The 18,907-nt window shown below is 45.8% G+C and carries 15 protein-coding genes and 1 pseudogene; 13 read left to right on the top strand and 3 right to left on the bottom strand.

Annotated features, from left to right (window positions below; genetic code table 11):
* The first annotated feature begins 25 nt into the window (after window positions 1-25).
* From AXI57_RS05295 to AXI57_RS05270, 6 genes are all read left to right on the top strand, one after another.
* Complete coding sequence (locus tag AXI57_RS05295; protein WP_061669465.1) at window positions 26-1,639, top strand: YceG family protein; 1,614 nt, start codon at window positions 26-28, stop codon at window positions 1,637-1,639.
* Window positions 1,640-1,654: 15 nt separating this feature from the next.
* Window positions 1,655-2,746, top strand: a complete 1,092-nt coding sequence (locus AXI57_RS05290) for a toxic anion resistance protein (protein ID WP_010787563.1) — start codon at window positions 1,655-1,657, stop codon at window positions 2,744-2,746.
* A 131-nt stretch (window positions 2,747-2,877) separates the two neighbouring features.
* The gene (locus AXI57_RS05285; protein ID WP_061669464.1) at window positions 2,878-4,083 is read left to right on the top strand and encodes an MFS transporter; all 1,206 of its coding nucleotides are present in this window, start codon (window positions 2,878-2,880) and stop codon (window positions 4,081-4,083) included.
* 594 nt (window positions 4,084-4,677) lie between these two features.
* Window positions 4,678-5,934 (top strand): glycine/proline betaine ABC transporter ATP-binding protein OpuAA, encoded by a 1,257-nt coding sequence (gene opuAA, locus AXI57_RS05280; protein WP_003328019.1) that lies wholly within the window; start codon window positions 4,678-4,680, stop codon window positions 5,932-5,934.
* Window positions 5,935-6,783 (top strand): glycine/proline betaine ABC transporter permease subunit OpuAB, encoded by an 849-nt coding sequence (gene opuAB / locus AXI57_RS05275; protein ID WP_003328020.1) that lies wholly within the window; start codon window positions 5,935-5,937, stop codon window positions 6,781-6,783.
* A complete protein-coding gene (locus AXI57_RS05270) occupies window positions 6,783-7,664 on the top strand; it encodes a glycine betaine ABC transporter substrate-binding protein (RefSeq protein WP_003328021.1) in 882 nt (293 codons plus the stop codon). Before opuAB ends, AXI57_RS05270 begins: the two co-directional genes overlap by 1 nt.
* Window positions 7,665-7,703: 39 nt before the next feature.
* Here the strand turns inward: AXI57_RS05270 and AXI57_RS05265 are convergent, their stop codons facing one another.
* A complete protein-coding gene (locus AXI57_RS05265; protein ID WP_061669463.1) occupies window positions 7,704-8,858 on the bottom strand; it encodes a M20 peptidase aminoacylase family protein in 1,155 nt (384 codons plus the stop codon).
* A gap of 146 nt (window positions 8,859-9,004) precedes the next feature.
* On the opposite strand from AXI57_RS05265, the gene AXI57_RS05260 reads away from it, so the two are divergent.
* From AXI57_RS05260 to AXI57_RS05245, 4 genes are all read left to right on the top strand, one after another.
* Entirely contained in the window at window positions 9,005-10,447 is a 1,443-nt protein-coding gene (locus tag AXI57_RS05260; protein ID WP_061669462.1) for a YfcC family protein, read from the top strand.
* Between the two features lie 123 nt (window positions 10,448-10,570).
* The gene (locus AXI57_RS05255; RefSeq protein ID WP_010787567.1) at window positions 10,571-11,044 is read left to right on the top strand and encodes a DUF6773 family protein; all 474 of its coding nucleotides are present in this window, start codon (window positions 10,571-10,573) and stop codon (window positions 11,042-11,044) included.
* A gap of 154 nt (window positions 11,045-11,198) precedes the next feature.
* Complete coding sequence (locus AXI57_RS05250; RefSeq protein ID WP_061669461.1) at window positions 11,199-12,164, top strand: L-lactate dehydrogenase; 966 nt, start codon at window positions 11,199-11,201, stop codon at window positions 12,162-12,164.
* Between the two features lie 33 nt (window positions 12,165-12,197).
* Window positions 12,198-13,823: an L-lactate permease gene (locus AXI57_RS05245; RefSeq protein ID WP_003328026.1), complete on the top strand. Its 1,626-nt coding sequence runs from the start codon at window positions 12,198-12,200 to the stop codon at window positions 13,821-13,823.
* A gap of 43 nt (window positions 13,824-13,866) precedes the next feature.
* Here the strand turns inward: AXI57_RS05245 and AXI57_RS05240 are convergent, their stop codons facing one another.
* Entirely contained in the window at window positions 13,867-15,402 is a 1,536-nt protein-coding gene (locus AXI57_RS05240; protein WP_061669460.1) for an MDR family MFS transporter, read from the bottom strand.
* A 115-nt stretch (window positions 15,403-15,517) separates the two neighbouring features.
* Here AXI57_RS05240 and AXI57_RS05235 point away from each other — a divergent pair, with 115 nt between their 5' ends.
* The 3 genes from AXI57_RS05235 (at window position 15,518) to AXI57_RS05225 (ending at window position 17,517) form a co-directional block, all read left to right on the top strand.
* The gene (locus AXI57_RS05235) at window positions 15,518-15,982 is read left to right on the top strand and encodes a MarR family transcriptional regulator (RefSeq protein ID WP_010787570.1); all 465 of its coding nucleotides are present in this window, start codon (window positions 15,518-15,520) and stop codon (window positions 15,980-15,982) included.
* A gap of 74 nt (window positions 15,983-16,056) precedes the next feature.
* Complete coding sequence (locus AXI57_RS05230; protein WP_010787571.1) at window positions 16,057-16,686, top strand: LysE family translocator; 630 nt, start codon at window positions 16,057-16,059, stop codon at window positions 16,684-16,686.
* A gap of 69 nt (window positions 16,687-16,755) precedes the next feature.
* Window positions 16,756-17,517 carry a YqcI/YcgG family protein gene (locus tag AXI57_RS05225; protein WP_061669459.1) on the top strand — a complete coding sequence of 254 codons (762 nt, stop codon included), beginning with the start codon at window positions 16,756-16,758 and terminating at the stop codon, window positions 17,515-17,517.
* On the opposite strand, the pseudogene AXI57_RS05220 reads toward AXI57_RS05225, so the two are convergent.
* Window positions 17,501-18,860: pseudogene (locus tag AXI57_RS05220) on the bottom strand (amino acid permease). The gene AXI57_RS05225 and the pseudogene AXI57_RS05220 sit on opposite strands and share 17 nt — an antisense overlap.
* Window positions 18,861-18,907 lie beyond the last annotated feature (47 nt).

The raw sequence follows: 18,907 nt of genomic DNA, 5'->3' as shown, positions 1-18,907 counted from the left end.
ATGACGTATGAGAAAGGAGGATATGATGAGACAAGAAGAGTTGACCATCCATAGGGCCGAGCCGGTGAATGATGATTGGAAGAGCATTCTGCTTCAGCCATTGCCGGAGCGGGCAGTTTATGAGAAAGAGCCGGGACCGGCCTTCACGCGGCTGGCCGGGCAAATTCTGGGTACGCCCTTTGATGAGACCGATTACTATAATGAATTGTACGAGCTGTCAGCCAATGAGAATATCCATGTATTAAGCGAAACGCTTGATAAAACAATCGCGCCGGAGACCTTTCAGGCGCTTCAGCACATTCATACCATCAATCAAAAAGAAAAAGGGCTGTCTGTCGGCCGCTTTGTCGCCTTTCTTGACGGGGAGCAGCTGATTGCGAAGCATTCTGATCCCCTCATGCACCGGCATTTGCGAAAATGCTTGATGACGGTTTTACATACGTTTGCGGCGAACCATGAGCAGGGGCTGAATCATCCCGATTTTCGAAGAGTGCTGCTGGATGTTTCAAAGTTTTCGTTAAATCATCTGAATCCATGGCTTGAAAAAGCCGATATAGAGCGAGAGATGCCGAAGGTGGTTTGGTACGGGGACGCATCGAAAAGCCAGTTGTATTTTTTATATTATCTGATGCTGATTGGCTGTGATGTCCTCCTTTTTCATCCGGCGGGAACGGACCAGCTCATACAGATTGATCCGCAGCGGCAGCTGACATTTACGCTCAAACTTCCGGATGTATCAGAGCCCCAGCCTTTCCCGAAAGAGAAGCCCGACCGGAAATCTACGGTTGCCTATCGGTCAACAAAGGAAATCGAGCATGTCCTGAATCATGAGGAATCCATGCTGTACAAGCCATGGCAATTCAGAGACCATACGCCGGTATCCGTCACGCTGAAAACCACTTATGATGAACTGTTTTTAATCGCGAAGGAGCGCGCGTTTATCAGGCCTAATTTTAAAGCGAATAAGCAATCGGTCGACATTCCGAACGTATTTGCCAAAATCATGGGTGTGTCAAAGGACAATAAAGAATATTGGAACAGGCTGCACACGATGGCGGAATACCAAGAAACTGAAATGGTCAGAAGCTTCCCGTTTACGGAGGAAATCAAATCGAACTATCAATTTCATTACAGCCACGCACTTAATCAGGACGGCATCATTGACCCGGATAAACTGATGGAAAGCAATGTATGGCAATACAAGCAATTGCCGTCAGGGATTCAGTCCGCAATCGCTAAAACCATTTCTAGAATGTGCAGGCATCCGCGGCTGAAGGCTCTAAATAAGGAACAGGAAAAAGATGTGCAAATCTACTTATTTAAACAAACGACAAATCTTCCTGCCAAATTGCTGAAATTGATCCAAACATTTGATTATGCGCAAACCGTGCCGAAGCTTCTCCTGTATCACACGGAATTCAACGGGGAATTGACACGCTCAGATGCGGCGGCGCTTCTGTTTTTGAATGAGATCGGAATTGATATCGCCATTTACAATCCTCCCGGGCATCAAGACATCGAACATTATATAGAAGAGGATCAGTACGATATTCATTGGCTGGAGGATATGGTGTTTCAACAGGACTATAAAGAGCCTTCAATCGTGAGAAGATTATTCAGAACCATTACCCAAAAGTAAGGAGAGAAGAAAAGCATGACTACAGATAACAATAACTTGCTTGTTCTTGATAAAAATGAAGAAATTTCTGAGCAAAAAGCGGATGACATCCGCCTGCAGCTGCGCCAGGAACCTGAGGTGCAGCGCATTGCCCAGCAAATTGACGTGAAAAACCAATTGGAGCTGTTAGAGTACGGAAAGGAGCCTGCCGTTGAGATCTCCAAGTTCTCTGACCGTATCTTAGGAATGATGAAAACAACAAGCGTCACAGATTCCGGTACGATGCTTACGCAGCTTGGGAAAATTATGGACCGCTTTGACAAAAATGATTTTGACGAGCCCAAAGGCCTGATGGCCAAGATTTTCAAGCGCGGCGGCAGTATGGTTGAAAAAATCTTTAAAAAGTACCAGACACTCGGCGGAGAGATTGAGAAAATCCATGTCGAGATTTCAAAATATAAAGATGAAATGACGAAAACAACTCATACTCTTGACGAAATGTACGAAAACAACATCAATTACTACATGGAGCTTGAAAAGTATGTGGTTGCCGGTCAAATGAAGCTTGAGGAGATGCAGTCTATCATACCTTCTTACGAAGAAAAAGCAGCTGGCGGCAATCAGCTGGCGCAAATGCAGCTTGATACGCTCCGTAACGGTATTCAGGCTTTGGAGGAACGGGTATACGACCTTGATATGGCGCGGATGGTCGCACTTCAAACCGCACCGCAAATCCGCCTGCTGCAGCGCGGAAATACAAAGCTGATCGGAAAAATCAACTCTGCCTTTATCATCACGATTCCGATTTTTAAAAACGGAATTATTCAGGCTGTTACAGTAAAACGGCAAAAGCTTGTGGCTGATTCCATGAGTGAACTGGATCGCCGCACAAATGAAATGCTGAAGAGAAACGCCGAAAACATTTCAAGTCAAAGTGTTGAAATTGCGAGAATGGCGGGAAGACCAAGTATTGATATTGAAACAATTGAATCGTCTTGGAATACAATCGTCAGCGGGATGCAGGAAACAAAACAAATCGAAGAAGAAAACAAACGCTTGCGTGAAGACGGAGCGAAACGCATTCAGCAGCTTCAAGACAATATTAAAAAAGCGGCATTGCAGCAATAAAGGGAACCCCACTTGTTTAAGGACAAGCGGGGTTTTTTGTTCGGACAGGCACCCATAAAATTTTTAATGACAAGGTGTAAAGACATGTGTAAACTGAAACGGTAATTACTTTTCGATCAGGGGTGCTGTCAATGAAGAAACAACAGCCTATTTCTCAGCGAAAATTGCTGGGGGTCGCCGGACTTGGGTGGCTGTTTGATGCAATGGACGTCGGAATATTATCGTTTATTATCGCCGCACTGCATGTGGAATGGAATTTATCTCCCGGTGAAATGAAGTGGATCGGCAGTGTGAATTCCATCGGCATGGCAGCGGGCGCGTTTATGTTCGGATTGCTGGCTGATCGGATCGGCCGGAAAAAAGTATTTATTATCACGCTCTTATTTTTCTCAATCGGAAGCGGCATTTCAGCATTTGCGACAAGCTTGTCCGCTTTTCTTATATTACGCTTCTTTATCGGGATGGGGCTTGGCGGTGAACTTCCCGTTGCTTCAACCTTGGTATCTGAAGCGGTTGCCCCTGAGAAACGGGGAAGGGTGATTGTGCTGCTTGAAAGCTTTTGGGCGGTAGGCTGGCTCGCCGCCGCTGTCATTTCTTACTTTGTCATCCCGAGTTATGGGTGGCAAACGGCATTGCTTTTAACCGCGCTATCGGCTTTTTATGCGCTGTATTTGCGGACGGGGCTGCCTGATTCGCCTAAATATGAATCGCTTCAGCCTCAGAAGAAATCGGTATGGGATAATGTGAAAAGCGTGTGGTCGGGACAGTATTTGCGTCCTACGGTCATGCTGTCGGTTGTGTGGTTTTGTGTGGTGTTTTCTTATTACGGGATGTTTCTGTGGCTTCCAAGCGTGATGCTGATGAAAGGATTCAGCATGATCGAAAGTTTTGAATATGTGCTGCTGATGACTCTTGCACAGCTGCCGGGTTATTTTTCAGCCGCTTGGCTGATTGAAAAAGCTGGTCGGAAAAGCATTTTGGTCATTTATTTACTGGGTACGGCGGGCAGCGCGTTCTTCTTCGGCACCGCGGATTCACTGGCATTGCTGCTGACTGCCGGCATGCTGCTGTCCTTCTTTAACCTTGGAGCATGGGGCGTGCTGTACGCGTATACGCCGGAGCAATACCCGACATCCATCCGTGCAACAGGCTCGGGAACAACGGCTGCGTGCGGCAGAATCGGCGGCATTTTCGGCCCGCTTCTAGTCGGTACGCTAGCCGCACAGCATGTATCGTTTTCTGTTATTTTTACGGTCTTTTGCATAGCGATTCTGATCGCGGTCGCAAGTATTCTGATCATGGGGAAAGAAACGAAACAAACAGAGCTTGCGGAATGAGCATCAATTTATGAATGCTGTCGCTCCGTTTTCGAGACTCCAGACTGCAGGGAAGGGTCTGGCTCTTGATCAAGTGAGAGAGCTGCAGTTCACCCGGCAAGGGAAGAAGGTTCTAGAGAAAGTGAGTTCCGTATGAGTTTTTTTATGAAATTTATTCCATTAACTTTTTAGCAGGTTATTTTAGAGGGCGCCGCATTATGGGTGCCTTTTTTCCAGTTCTCTGCGTTATTTGTCTGCAAAGCAGCCAGTTTCGCACAGCGTGCATAGACTAGTTGTAGTCATAAAATATTTGTGTTCTGCATTGAACTTATGATTGTTTTATAACTCGAATTTCCATGATAAGGAATAAAAACCGATGATATTACCTGGAAAGCACATTTTTAGTAATCGCTTTCAACTGTTAAAAAGACTGAATTTTACCTATAAAATATATTAATTAAGGAGGATTAGAGAGCATTTAGAAGCATTCACGAGGATATTAAGACACATGGATGTTTTTCGAGTTATGGTACAGAATAAAAGGGATTATGATGTTTGGTGGTCTTGTTACAAACATGTTACGGTATAAAAGATTGCTTAATATGGAGGGAAAATATGAGTATAGATGAGAAGCCAATTAAGATAAAAGTCGAAAAAGTATCTAAAGTTTTTGGCAAACAGACAAAGAAAGCCATTCAAATGCTTGACAGCGGTAAAAATAAAAAAGAGATCTTAAAAGCAACTGGATCAACCGTTGGTGTCAATCAAGCAGACTTTGACGTATACGATGGGGAGATATTTGTCATCATGGGTCTATCGGGGAGCGGAAAATCAACTCTAGTGCGGCTGTTAAACCGGCTGATTGAACCGACTGCCGGAAAAATTTATATTGATGGTGACATGATAACAAATATGTCAAAAGACCAGCTCCGGGAAGTCCGCCGGAAAAAGATCAGCATGGTCTTCCAAAAGTTCGCTCTGTTTCCTCACAGAACCATCCTTGAAAATACTGAATACGGTTTGGAACTGCAAGGTATTGAAAAAGGAAAGCGGCAGCAAATAGCGATTGAATCACTTAAGCTTGTCGGACTTGAAGGATATGAAGAACAGTATCCTGACCAGCTGAGCGGCGGAATGCAGCAGCGTGTCGGGCTTGCGCGGGCGCTGACTAATGATCCGGATATATTGCTGATGGATGAAGCATTCAGTGCGCTTGATCCGCTGATCCGCAAAGATATGCAGGATGAATTGCTTGATCTGCATGATTCGGTTGGAAAAACGATTATTTTCATTACCCATGATCTTGATGAAGCACTTCGGATCGGTGACAGAATCGCGCTGATGAAGGATGGAAACATCGTTCAAATCGGCACGCCGGAAGAGATTCTCATGAGCCCGTCCAATGAATATGTAGAAAAATTCGTTGAAGACGTTGATTTATCAAAAGTACTGACTGCGGGCCATATCATGAAACGTGCTGAGACAGTACGGATTGACAAAGGGCCTCGTGTTGCTTTGACGTTGATGAAAAACCTCGGTATTTCTTCTATATACGCTGTTGATAAACAGAAGCAGCTATTGGGCGTCATTAATGCAGCAGATGCGAAAAAAGCAGCCGAGTCGGATTTATCTCTTCAAGATATCTTGAATACAGAATTTACGACTGTGCCTGAAAGCACGTATTTGACAGAGATTTTTGACGTCGTATCTGACGCCAATATTCCAATCGCGGTTGTAGACGAAAAGCAAAGAATGAAAGGGATTGTCGTCAGAGGCGCATTGATCGGCGCGCTTGCGGGCAACAACGATTACATCAATGTTGAAAGCACTGATGAACAAGCACAAAACCCTTCTATTCAGGAGGTGAAATAGATGGACAGATTGCCTAGAATACCTTTAGCAGATATCATTGACCGGTTTGTCGACTGGCTTACTTTAACATTCGGCGGCTTCTTTGACGGAATCGCTACCGGACTTGCCGTTTTCGTAAACGGAATTGTCACCGGACTGGGTTATATCCCGTCCATTCTGTTAACACTCATTTTTGCAGCTCTTGCATGGTGGATCAGTACGAGAGGAATTGCACTATTTACATTAATCGGTTTCCTTGTTATTGATTATTTAGGATATTGGGATCCAATGCTGCAAACGTTGGCTCTTGTGTTAACATCAGTCATTATTTCAGTTGTAGTGGGAGTTCCGATTGGAGTTTGGGCGTCTCAGAAAGAATCAGTCCGCAGAATCGTAACACCGATTTTAGACTTGATGCAGACAATGCCTGCTTTTGTTTATTTATTGCCTGCGATCTTCTTTTTCAACATCGGTGTCGTACCGGGGGTTGTGGCGTCAGTTATTTTCGCAATGCCTCCAACGATCCGCATGACGGTTCTCGGCATCAAGCAAGTGCCTGCTGACCTGATTGAAGCGACTGAAGCGTTCGGTTCTACAACGTCACAGCGTTTGTTCAAAGTGCAGCTGCCGCTTGCGACGAAAACCATTCTTGCCGGTATTAACCAAAGTATCATGCTTGCGCTTTCCATGGTTGTTATCGCGGCTATGGTCGGAGCACCGGGACTTGGTTCTGAAGTATACAGCGCAGTTACACAATTAAAAACGGGAATTGGCGTAGAAGCCGGTATCGCAATCGTTATCGTAGCTATCACACTTGACCGGATTACTCAAAATATTAAAGTGAAGAAGAAGAGCAGGGGGAATGCCTGATGTTTAAAAAAATCATCGGGATCGGCGTTTCCGCTATGCTGGCTCTATCTTTAGCCGCTTGCGGTTCCGAGGCGGATGAAAATTCATCAGCAGCTGACCAGGTCAACAAGACCATCATCGGGATAGATCCGGGCTCAGGTATTATGGGACTGACGGATCAAGCGATGAAAGATTATGATTTGAATGACTGGACGCTGGTCTCCGCTTCCAGTGCCGCGATGACGGCTACGCTCAAAAAGTCATATGACCGTAAGAAACCAATTATCGTAACAGGATGGACACCGCACTGGATGTTCTCAAGGTATAAATTGAAATATCTCGATGATCCGAAAAAATCTTACGGTGAAGCAGAGCAGATTCATACGATCACCCGTACAGGCTTCAGCAAAGAACAGCCGAATGCCGTCAAACTTCTGAGCCAGTTTAAATGGACGGAAGACGATATGGGAGAAGTCATGATCGCCGTGGAAGAGGGCACAAAGCCCGCAAAAGCGGCTGAAGACTATGTGAAGAAACATAAAGATCAGATCGCTGAATGGACAAAAGGCGTCGATAAGGTCAAGGGAGATAAAATCAACCTTGCCTATGTTGCATGGGACAGTGAAATTGCAAGTACAAATGTCGTCGGTAAAGTCCTTAAGGATCTTGGTTATGATGTAGAGCTGACACAGGTTGAGGCGGGCCCAATGTGGACTGCCATCGCAACCGGCAGTGCAGATGCTTCTTTATCTGCATGGCTGCCGAATACCCATAAAGCATATGCTGCCAAATACAAAGGGAAATATGATGATGTAGGCGTCAGCATAACAGGTGTGAAAATGGGGCTTGTCGTTCCGCAATATATGAAAAACGTAAATTCATTAGAAGACTTGAAGAAGTAAGACGAAAAAGCAGCCCAGTGCAGGGCTGCTTTTTTTTATTTATGAAGCCTCAGTATGGGCTGAGGCAAGCGTTCCCGCTTTGTGAAAGGTTTTTAAAACCGCGTTCGCTAAGATTTCAACCCCGATATAGATGGCGTCCCGATCAAATGTCATGTGCGGATGGTGAAGCCCCGGCTGAAGTCCGCAGCCAAGCCCGAGCATGGTTGTCTTGATGTTCGGCACCCGTACGGCGTAAAAATGAAAATCCTCACCGCCGGTGGTGACAAGCGGTTCGTCCAAATGTTCTTCTCCGATGATATCTGTGATCGCTTCAGCCATAATCGCTTCCGCTTCTTTATTTTGCGTAGCTGCCGGCAGGCTGTGTTCCTTCTGCAATTCGATTTTGGCGCCGAATGCGGAAGCGGCGGCTTCACAGGCTCTTTCCGTTTCCTGTATCAACGCTTCCATCGCTTCGTTGGTCTGGGCCCGCAAATCAAGGCTGAAGGATGCTTTTCCCGGTATGATGTTTGAGCTTTCTCCGCCGGCTTGAAGCTTCGTCATTTTCACCGTGTGGGGAACCATCGGGTCAATGTGGATCATCCCGAGTTTATGAACAAGAAAAGCGGCGATCTCTATGCTGTTTTTGCCGAGATGAGGCCGGGCGCCGTGGGCTTCTTCACCGATAATGGTGCCTTCAATATGCTGGCTGGAGCCATGAAGGATGGACGGCGCACAATGGCCGTTTTGTGTTTCCTGAATCGGGCGGACGTGAACGCCGTACAGATAATCAACATCATCTAACACGCCTTTTTCAATCATTTTCAGCGCCCCGCCGCCTTTTTCTTCAGCAGGCTGAAAGATAAAACGGATGGTGCCTTTAGGAAGCTGCTGCTTTTGTAACAGCATTAATGTTCCAAGGGCTATTGTCATATGAGAATCGTGTCCGCAGGAGTGGTTTGCCCTGAATGTTCCGTCTACCTCTTGCCACAAAGCGTCGATATCCGCTCTGACAGCCACTACAGGCGAGCCTTCGCCCAGTTCGCCGACGACACCCGTACAATCAGAAAAAGTGCGCGTACGGCAGCCTGATGCCTCTAATTTTGCTGTGAGGTATTCAGTCGTTTTGTATTCCTTCCAGCTCACTTCAGGGTGGGTATGGAGGTGATCGAATATGTCCATGATCGTTTCTTTCATATTTTCTGAGAGCTTCTTCATGCCCAAATGACCTCCTTGATAGAAATAAGACTTTGATTTCTTTTCTTTTTTTTATATTGAAACAGGTAAATGGTCTGTATATAATATAGCACATATATTCATTTTTCTGAATAGTATATATATTCTCAAAAAGGGGATGAACACTCATGAGCGCACCGACAGCCGAAACCGTAACAAAGAAGAAGCGCCCGACATTTAAAATGCCCGATGCTTACGTCCTTCTCTTTACCATTGCTTTCATTTGTGCCATTGCTTCATACGTCGTACCGGCCGGAGAATTTGACCGGGTGACAAAGGGAGAAGTGACGACGGCGGTCCCCGGAAGCTACCATTCGATTGAACAATCTCCGGTCAGTCTCGTCAGTTTTTTCACATCCATTCAGGATGGAATGACAAACTCTGCTTCCATCATCTTTCTGATTCTCTTTACTGGCGGAACGATTGCGATTTTAGAGAAAACCGGAGCGATTAATGGATTGATACATAACGTCATCAGCAAGTTTCGCACGAAGCAGCTATTATTTATCTGTATTGTCGGCGCGTTGTTTTCAATTCTCGGAACAACGGGTATTGTGGTGAACTCAGTCATCGGATTTATCCCGATCGGTCTGATTGTGGCCCGTTCGCTGAAATGGGATGCCGTCGCGGGTGCGGCCGTTATCTATATTGGCTGTTACGCCGGCTTTAATGCGACGATCTTATCGCCTTCACCGCTTGGCTTGTCGCAAAGCATCGCGGATCTTCCGCTTTTTTCAGGGATCGGTCTGCGGGTGATCATCTACATCTGCTTTTTGCTGTCCACTATTATTTATATCTATCTATATACGAAAAAACTAAAAAAATCTAAGGATGCGAGCATTTTAGGCCGTGATTGGTTTCCGGCAAGCGGGCTTGGAGGAGAAGCGGCTGATTCAGACGCGGAGGACAAGCCCGTTCCTTTTACACTTCGCCATAAACTGATTTTGGCTGTTGCGTCTTTATCGCTGATCGGATTTTTGTATGGCGCGCTGAAGCTTGGCTGGTCTGATTCGCAAATGGCTGCTACTTTTATATTTATCTCAGTTCTGGCAGGCTTAATGGGCGGTCTGGCTGCGAATGATATAGCAAAAACCTTTATCACCGGGTGTCAGGGCCTTGTTTACGGAGCACTGATTGTCGGAATGGCACGGAGCATTTCCGTGATCCTTGAAAACGGCAAGCTGCTTGATACGGTTGTGAACAGTTTGGCATCCGTATTGGACGGCTACAGTCCGATGGCCGGCGCGATCGGCATGTATATCGCCAGCGCGCTGCTGCATTTTTTGATTTCCTCGGGATCTGGAGAAGCTGTCGTCTTTATTCCGATTCTTGCACCGCTTGCTGATTTGATGGGAATCACAAGGCAGGTGGCTGTTGAAGCGGTTATGCTTGGAGAAGGAGTGGTCAACTGTGTGAACCCGACCTCCGGCGTGCTTATGGCGGTGCTTGCGGCCAGCGGCATTCCGTATGTGAAATGGCTTCGGTTTATGCTGCCGCTTGCGCTGATTTGGTTTGTCATCGGGCTTGTGTTTATCTGTATCGGTGTGATGATCAACTGGGGTCCGTTTTAAAGAGAGCCCGCCGGCGCGGCCGGCGGTTTTTTCAAGGGTCCGTTATTGCAGGCGGGCGTTCAGCTGTTGTAAGATGTAAGTCATACTTAATAAGGAGTAACCAAAGAAAGCGGGAGGAAAGTAATGAATAAGCTGAGGAATCGGTTCTCAAGCCTGAATGAAAAGACTGAGAGAGTGAAAGAAAAAGAACATCGGATATGGGCTGAAGTGGGAAAGCTTGGATTTGCGCTGACGCTGCTGGATGTGATCATCCGGGGGCTGTTATTGGATGAGCCGTTTAAAGAGTGGTCCGGGAGCTTAGCTGTTTTTTTCATTATAACCTTTTATTACTGTATCAGAGCGCTTATAGCGGGAGTACTGCTGCCGAAGATAGACTCCGAAGAAAAAAAGAGAAAAAGGGTGAAGGAGCAGCTGATCGAATCAATTGCTGCCGCGCTGATTATCACATGGTTCACCATGTACCATATCGGCTTTCCGCATACCTTTACGGGCTGGTTTAAATATCTATTGTTATGCTTATTATGCGGTGCCGTTCTCTTCCTGATTAGATATATCATTGTGATTCTATTATTTAAAAGATCAAATAAAAGATCGTAAAGACGAAATCATCATTTGTGATTTCGGTTTTTTTTGTCATAAATCAGACAAAACTTTTCTCTTGCAAAAGTATGTGAAATGTTGCACAATATAAATGTGAAATACTTCACAAACAAAAAACAACAACGATATGTACGCTGGAGGATGATGATAAATGATGAACGAACGAGTGAATAAAGTTGCATTAATCGGAGCGGGTTTTGTTGGAAGCAGTTATGCATTTGCGTTAATTAACCAAGGGATCACAGATGAACTTGTGGTCATTGATTTAAATAAAGAAAAAGCAATGGGCGATGTCATGGATTTAAATCACGGGAAGGCGTTTGCTCCGCATCCGGTTAAGACATCTTACGGAACTTATGACGATTGCAAAGATGCCGATATTGTATGCATTTGTGCAGGAGCGAACCAGAAGCCGGGTGAGACACGTCTTGAACTGGTGGAAAAGAACTTGAATATTTTCAAAGGAATTGTCGGTGAGGTCATGGCGAGCGGCTTTGATGGAATTTTCCTCATTGCGACAAATCCGGTTGATATTTTGACATATGCGACATGGAAATTCAGCGGCCTACCGAAAGAGCGTGTAATCGGAAGCGGCACAACTCTTGATTCTGCGAGATTCCGCTATATGCTCAGTGAATATTTCGGCACGGCGGCTCACAATGTACACGCGCATATTATCGGAGAACACGGAGATACGGAGCTGCCTGTTTGGAGCCACGCCAATATCGGCGGTGTGCCAGTGAACGAATTGATGGCGAAAAACGATGCGTATAAACAAGAAGATCTTGATCAAATTGTTGACGATGTGAAAAACGCAGCGTATCACATTATTGAGAAAAAAGGCGCCACGTACTATGGGGTGGCAATGAGTCTTGCCCGTATTACAAAAGCGATTTTGCATAATGAAAATAGCATTTTAACAGTCAGCGCGCATTTGGACGGACAATACGGAGCGGATGATGTGTATATCGGCGTGCCGGCCACTGTGAACCGCGGAGGAATTTCAAGCATTACAGAGCTGAACTTAAACTCGGTTGAAAAGGAACAGTTCCAGCACAGCGCCACTGTTTTGAAAAACATTTTACAACCCCATTTCACAGATAAAAACGCTAACTAAACGTCTACTTTTTAAGAAAAGGGCTGATTGTCAATGTGGGAGCAATTGTATGATCCGTTTGGTAATGAATATGTGAGCGCACTAGCGGCGCTCACCCCCATTCTCTTTTTTCTGTTGGCTTTAACGGTTTTTAAAATGAAAGGCATTCTTGCGGCGGGCCTTACGCTGATTGTCAGTTTTCTCATCGCCGTACTTGCTTTTCATATGCCGGTTGAGAAAGCAATTTCGTCTGTTATATTAGGAATCGGAAACGGGCTGTGGCCCATCGGATATATCGTCTTGATGGCGGTGTGGCTGTATAAAATTGCAGTCAAAACCGGAAAGTTTACTATTATTCGGTCAAGCATTGCGGGAATTTCTCCCGACCAGCGATTACAGCTATTATTAATCGGTTTTTGCTTTAACGCGTTTTTGGAAGGAGCAGCGGGCTTCGGCGTTCCGATTGCCATCAGCGCAGCCCTTCTGGTCGAACTTGGTTTTAAACCATTAAAGGCGGCGGCGCTGTGTTTGATTGCCAATGCGGCCTCAGGAGCGTTCGGCGCCATAGGCATTCCCGTTATCACAGGTGCGCAGATCGGTGATTTATCAGCTCTTGAGCTGTCTCGTACGCTGATTTGGACGCTGCCGATCATCTCATTTCTTATTCCGTTTCTGCTCGTCTTCTTATTGGATCGAATGAAAGGAATAAAAGAAACCTGGCCCGCCCTGATCATTGTCAGCGGAATTTACACCGCGGTTCAGGTCTTGACCATGGCGGTTTTAGGCCCAGAATTAGCGAATATTTCGGCCGCTTTATTCAGCATGGGAGGGCTTGCCTTGTTTCTTCGTAAATGGCAGCCGAAACACATTTACCGGGAAGAGGGCGCTCAGGAAACACATGGACAAAAGGCGTACAGCGTTTCGGAAATTGCCAAGGCGTGGTCTCCTTTTTACATTTTAACGGCGGCGATTACGGTCTGGAGTCTTCCTGCATTTCAAGCGCTTTTTAAAGAAGGCGGCTTGTTATATCAAACCACTGTTTTATTGAAGATGCCTTTTTTGCATCAGCAGATTATCAAAATGCCGCCCATTGCGCCGGCAGCCGTACCGCTTGATGCCGTGTTTAAGCTGGATATTCTGTCTGCCACGGGTACCGCTATCTTTGCGGCTGTCATTGTGACCGGGCTGTTCAGCAAAAAGTTCTCATATAAAGAAAGTGCGGCCTGTCTAAAAGAGACGGGGAAAGAACTGTGGGTGCCAATCTTGACGATTTGCTTTGTGATGGGGTTTGCCAATCTGGCGAACTTCGCCGGACTCAGTTCTTCAATCGGTCTGGCGCTGGCCAAAACAGGGGATCTGTTCCCGTTTGTCAGCCCTGTTCTTGGCTGGATCGGCGTGTTTATTACCGGTTCTGTGGTCAGTAACAATGCCTTATTCGGACATTTGCAGGTCGTAACCGGAGCACAAATCGGTACAGGATCTGACTTGCTTCTAGCCGCGAATACAGCAGGAGGCGTCATGGCGAAGCTCGTTTCTCCTCAGTCAATTGCCATCGCCGCAGCTGCGGTCGGGCAGACAGGGAAGGAATCTAAGCTGTTTAAACGAACAGTGGGTTATAGTCTGATTCTGCTGCTGATCATATGTATATGGACGTTTGTTCTTGCGAGAATAGGAGTCTAGCAAAAAAAGCAGTACATGCCGTTTCGCATGTACTGCTTTCTCATTAACCCGTTTTTTTCTCCATTTCCTGCGTTGTCTTTACTCTTGCTTTTCCCATAAATAAAACCGTCACTGCGGCGATCACAATCGGGATGAGTGCAAGCATAAATACATAGGTGATGCTGGCTGACATTGCTTCAATAATTCGGTTTAATACGGCTGAAGGAATGTGCGACCGAGTGCCGGCCTGGAAAATTTCCTGCGGGTCGCCCATATTCTGGGCCGCCGCGCCTGCGGAGCCTTTCATGCCGCTGAAAGAGTCTGTCAGTTTGTTTGAAAATACGTTCGTTTGAATCGTACCGAATATCGTCACGCCAAGTGTCATGCCAAACGATCTCAGAAAGGAATTCGTTGAATTGGCCGTTCCTCGATAACGGGGATCGAGATTGTTCATTGATGCTGCCGGGAGCAATGAGAAGGAGAAACCCACACCAAAGCCCGAAATCAGCATAAATACAGTGAGCCACGCTCTTGCCGTATCCGGTGTCATATTTCCAAGCAGCAGCATGCCGATAAAGAAGGAAATAACAGATACGATCATTAAGCTGCGGAAGCGGAATTTTGTCTGGAAGATCCCGCCGATCATACTTCCGAGAACAGAGCCGAGCATCATCGGCGTCAAAATAAAGCCTGCGCTTGTCGCTGAGCTTCCGTATACAGCCTGGACAAAAATCGGAATAAACACAGCTAAAATAATAAAAGTCCCTCCATAAAGGAAAGCCAAAATTTGAGCTGTGGCAAAAAGCCGGTTTTTAAACATCCAAAACGAAATAATCGGTTCTTCCGCTTTTCTCTCCACAATAAAAAAGGCTATAAAGAAAATGGCAAATACGGTAAACAGACCGATAATCTGAAGGGAATTCCAATCGTAGGTTTTTCCGCCGAGCTCCAGCGCGAACATCAGGCATACGATGGATACGACCAATGTAACTGCGCCGCCCCAGTCGATTTTTTGCTTTTTGTGCTCCAGAGATTCTTTATAGTAGCGAATGATGAAAAATAATGAAAATGCACCGATCGGAACATTAATATAAAAGACCCAATGCCAGCTGATTGAATCTGTAATCAGGGCGCCCAGAAGCGGTCCGAGAACACTGGACAAGCCGAATACGGCGCCGAACATTCCGGACATTTTGCCGCGTTTTTCAGGCGGGAACAGATCGAATATAATGGTAAAGGCAATCGGAAGCAGTGCGCCTCCTCCGATTCCTTGAATCACCCTGAATAAGATGAGCTGATTCATGGATTGCGCGATTCCGCATAATGCAGATCCCAATAAGAAAAAAATAAGTCCAAACAGAAAAAAACGTTTCCGGCCGTACATATCCGAAAGCTTTCCGTAAATCGGCATTCCGGCCATGACCGCCACCATGTAGGACGCAGTGACCCAGGCGAATTTATCAAAGCTTCCGAGATCAGCCACAATCGTTCCCATAGCTGTAGCGACGATGGTGTTATCCATAGCCGACATTAAAATGCCCAGCAAGAGACCTATGACCACAAATTTAGTGGAAGGATCCTTTCCAGCAGTTGATTCCATATGTTCTACCTCCTTCAACTTACTTTTTTTATTCAGTTTTGCTATGATATAAATATCTTGGCCGCGAATTATCTTGATTATCAAGATAAATAGATTCTATAGGGAGGACTGTCAGTTGTCAACAAGAAATTCCAGAAATGAGCTGGAGCAGACCGCCATCCGAATTTTTCGTCAATTGGGTACGAGAACAATCCTTTTTCATCAGGCTGCCGCTCAATCCCTCGGACTGTTTCCCACCGATTTAAAATCAGCTGACTTATTAAATGAATGGGGTCCAATGACCGCCGGAGAGCTTGGAAAAAAGACGGGTCTCAGCACAGGATCAGTCACCGCTCTTATTGACCGGCTTGAAAAAGCGGGATACGTGATTCGGGAAAAAGATCCGAACGACCGCAGGCGGGTGATCATTGTGCCATTAACCGAGTCAAAAAAACAGGTGAAACAACTGTTTTCTTCTTTATCGGAATCAACTGCGAATCTTTGCAGGCAGTACACAGAAGAAGAGCTAACACTTATTTTTGATTTTTTGAGAAAGTCCTCTTCTATTATGGAAGAAGAGCTAGAACGGCTGAAACAATAACTTATTTCTGGGCATAGCCTGGCCCTCTCCCGAATAAATTGTACAAGTTGAGTAAAAGAGGGGAGTTCGGGCCAGTGAATATCTTTTTTAGCTATATCATCTTGGGCTTGTCATTGTCAGCGCCTGTAGGGCCGGTAAACGCTGCGCAAATCGATAAGGGCATCAAAAACGGGTTTTGGCACGCATGGGTTTTCGGTTTAGGCGCGATGGCAGCGGACGGGCTTTATATGATTTTGATTTATTTCGGGCTGTCCCAATTTTTGACGGCGCCTTTTGTGAAAACCTTTTTGTGGCTCTTCGGTTTTTTTGTCTTAACATATACAGGCATTGAAACGTTAAAAAACGTCAGAGAAGCGATGAATGTCCGAAGCTCTAAAGGAAAGGCAACCTTTAGAAAGACATTCACTTCCGGCTTTTTTATTTCACTGTCCAACCCGCTGAGCATTTTATTCTGGCTGGGGATTTACGGAAGTATTTTGGCAAAGACAGCAGAAGCTTACAGCATGAATCAGCTCCTACTCTATAGCTCAGGCATCATGATCGGCATTTTGATTTGGGATTTCTGTATGGCGCTGTTAGCCGGCGCGTTCAGATCGCTGTTAAATGAAAAATTTCTCAGAGGGCTGACCGCGATTGCCGGTGTGTCTTTGATCGTGTTTGGTGTGTACTTCGGTTATCAAGGTGTGAAAGAACTTTTGGGGTAATATGGAAGGGGACAGTCACTCGCCGCCGCCTCTCGTAATATAGTATCCAGACGATACTGGAGGTGGATCATGGTGGGTGAACTTTACACCAAAAGTTGCCTTGAGGAAAAACGATCAGAACTGCCGGAATGGCAAAGGATCGCGTTTGAGCTTTTCTCTGAAACCGTGGCCGATGAAGCAAATGCATTCCCATGTATTCCCGGACGCCAGGGATTTCTTGCAAATCAGCTTCGCTTCGTGTTTGCCGGAGATCCGAGGGAGTATGGCACGGCGGAAGAGCTGGCTCCTTTGCTGGCTGAGTATGGCGCATTGGCAAGGGAAACGGGTAAATACGCGTCGCTTCTGGTTTTTTTTGAAACGCCGGAGGACTTGGCTGAGCATTATTCAATTGAAGCATATGAAGAGCTATTTTGGACGTTTTTGAACAGGCTGAGCGAACAGGATAAAAAGGAGTGGCCCGCAGAACTTCCGGCTGATCCAGAGCATTATAAATGGGAGTTTTGTTTTCATGGTGAGCCTTATTTTATTTTATGCTCCACGCCCGCGCATGAGGCAAGAAGAAGCAGAAGTTTCCCCTATTTTATGCTGGCGTTTCAACCGAGGTGGGTATTCGAGGGTCTAAACGCTTCTACGGCATTCGGCAGGAAAATGAGCAAAATGATCCGCTCGCGTTTGGAGAAATATGATGAAGCACCGATACATCCCCATTTAGGATGGTACGGAGGAAAAGGCAATCTGGAGTGGAAGCAGTATTTCCTCCGCGATGATGAAAAACAGGTTTCGAAATGTCCTTTTTCTTATATAAAGAACATGTTTAAAGGATCAAAATAGATAACGCATTAGCAGGGCTGTTTCGTTCCCCCTGCTTTTTTTTGTACAATCCATGTGACAATGGCGATAATCGCCAGGAACCCCAGACTGACAAAAAATCCCGGGCGGCTGGACTTTTCGAACAGCGTGCCTGAAACAGCCGCAGCAATAAGGAACATGGCGCAAAAAATTTGCGTCTTTCCCATTCCCGAAGGCTTGGTCAATTTTTTACTGGAAAATAGAATAAACATCCACGTATACAAAAGCATTAACCCCGCAGCAGTGGTCATATGTTCGTAGATATTTTTAGGCAGCACTAAAGAAAGAACGATAGATAGGATCAACCCTGCAAAAGTCAAACCGAGCGCCGGCCAGCATATTTTTTTGTTTTCTTTTAATGTAAAGCATTTAGGCGCGTCACCGTCATCGGCCATCGTGCAAAGCAATGTTGTCACCGCAAATAGGGAGGCGACAAGGGTCGAAAAGCCGGCGATAATAAAAATGCCGTTGAAAATATCCAGTATGACATCGAGATTGTATCCTTTTAATGAAGTGATAAACGGACTGTCCTGTTCAGAGAAATGTTGTAAAGGAACCAATAACAAAGCAAGTCCGATGGATATGACATAAATAATCGCCAGTGATGCGAGCATCAGTTTACCTGATTTTGACGCTTCTTCCGGCTTCTTTAAGTGAACGGCCATCAGCCCCATGACTTCAATTCCGCCAAAAGCGTAGAACGCATAGATTAAGCCCGTCCATAATCCCATTGCGCCAAAAGGGAAAAATTCCTTTGTTTCATTGGGAATCTGTACATCGGGTCTGCCTCCTGACAAAACCCCGCACAGAGCCAAAATTGCAATGACGATAAACATAAAAATCGCAGCTGTTTTGACAATCGCCAAGATATTTTCTGTCTTTTCAAAGGTGGAAAGCCCGGTGAAAATAACCAACAGCCCAAGAACAGCGTAAATAGAAGCGAACACCCAAAGCGGCACATTGGGAAACCAGTGCTTCGTAAATAGAGAAATGGCTGTCAGCTGGCTCCCTGTGATCAGCATTTCAGAGGACCAATACAGCCAGCCGTTGCTGAAGCCTGCCCATTTTCCGAATGCATTTCTTGCATAAGCGCAAAAAGAGCCTTTTTCAGGATGTTTCGCTGAGAGCTTGGCAAGCTGTTCAAAGACAAAAAAAGTGCCGAGGCCCGCGATGAGAAACGACAAGAGCACAGAAACACCGCTTTTCGTTATAGCAATGCTTGATCCCAGGAAAAAGCCGGTGCCGATCGTACAGCCGATTCCGATTAATGAAAGCTGCCACCACGCCAGATTTCCTTTTGGCTGGTTTTGTGTTTTTTGACTCATAAGTTTCAACCCCTTTTATCTAGGATTATGATGCGACGTGCCGGGGT

It is taken from the genome of Bacillus atrophaeus (assembly GCF_001584335.1).
Taxonomy (GTDB): domain Bacteria; phylum Bacillota; class Bacilli; order Bacillales; family Bacillaceae; genus Bacillus; species Bacillus atrophaeus.
The sequence above is the reverse complement of the archived record's forward strand: the minus strand, read 5'-3'. Positions and strand labels throughout refer to the sequence as shown.

Excerpts from the sequence above, each read along its gene's own strand:
- AXI57_RS05295 (WP_061669465.1), top strand. The coding sequence starts at position 26 with ATGAGACAAGAAGAGTTGACCATCCATAGGGCCGAGCCGGTGAATGAT.
- AXI57_RS05265 (WP_061669463.1), bottom strand. The coding sequence starts at position 8,858 with ATGAAGAAGCTCTCAGAAAATATGAAAGAAACGATCATGGACATATTC.
- AXI57_RS05285 (WP_061669464.1), top strand. The coding sequence starts at position 2,878 with ATGAAGAAACAACAGCCTATTTCTCAGCGAAAATTGCTGGGGGTCGCC.
- AXI57_RS05270 (WP_003328021.1), top strand. The coding sequence starts at position 6,783 with ATGTTTAAAAAAATCATCGGGATCGGCGTTTCCGCTATGCTGGCTCTA.
- AXI57_RS05225 (WP_061669459.1), top strand. The coding sequence starts at position 16,756 with ATGGTGGGTGAACTTTACACCAAAAGTTGCCTTGAGGAAAAACGATCA.
- AXI57_RS05255 (WP_010787567.1), top strand. The coding sequence starts at position 10,571 with ATGAATAAGCTGAGGAATCGGTTCTCAAGCCTGAATGAAAAGACTGAG.
- opuAB (WP_003328020.1), top strand. The coding sequence starts at position 5,935 with ATGGACAGATTGCCTAGAATACCTTTAGCAGATATCATTGACCGGTTT.
- AXI57_RS05240 (WP_061669460.1), bottom strand. The coding sequence starts at position 15,402 with ATGGAATCAACTGCTGGAAAGGATCCTTCCACTAAATTTGTGGTCATA.
- AXI57_RS05260 (WP_061669462.1), top strand. The coding sequence starts at position 9,005 with ATGAGCGCACCGACAGCCGAAACCGTAACAAAGAAGAAGCGCCCGACA.
- AXI57_RS05290 (WP_010787563.1), top strand. The coding sequence starts at position 1,655 with ATGACTACAGATAACAATAACTTGCTTGTTCTTGATAAAAATGAAGAA.
- AXI57_RS05250 (WP_061669461.1), top strand. The coding sequence starts at position 11,199 with ATGATGAACGAACGAGTGAATAAAGTTGCATTAATCGGAGCGGGTTTT.
- opuAA (WP_003328019.1), top strand. The coding sequence starts at position 4,678 with ATGAGTATAGATGAGAAGCCAATTAAGATAAAAGTCGAAAAAGTATCT.
- AXI57_RS05245 (WP_003328026.1), top strand. The coding sequence starts at position 12,198 with ATGTGGGAGCAATTGTATGATCCGTTTGGTAATGAATATGTGAGCGCA.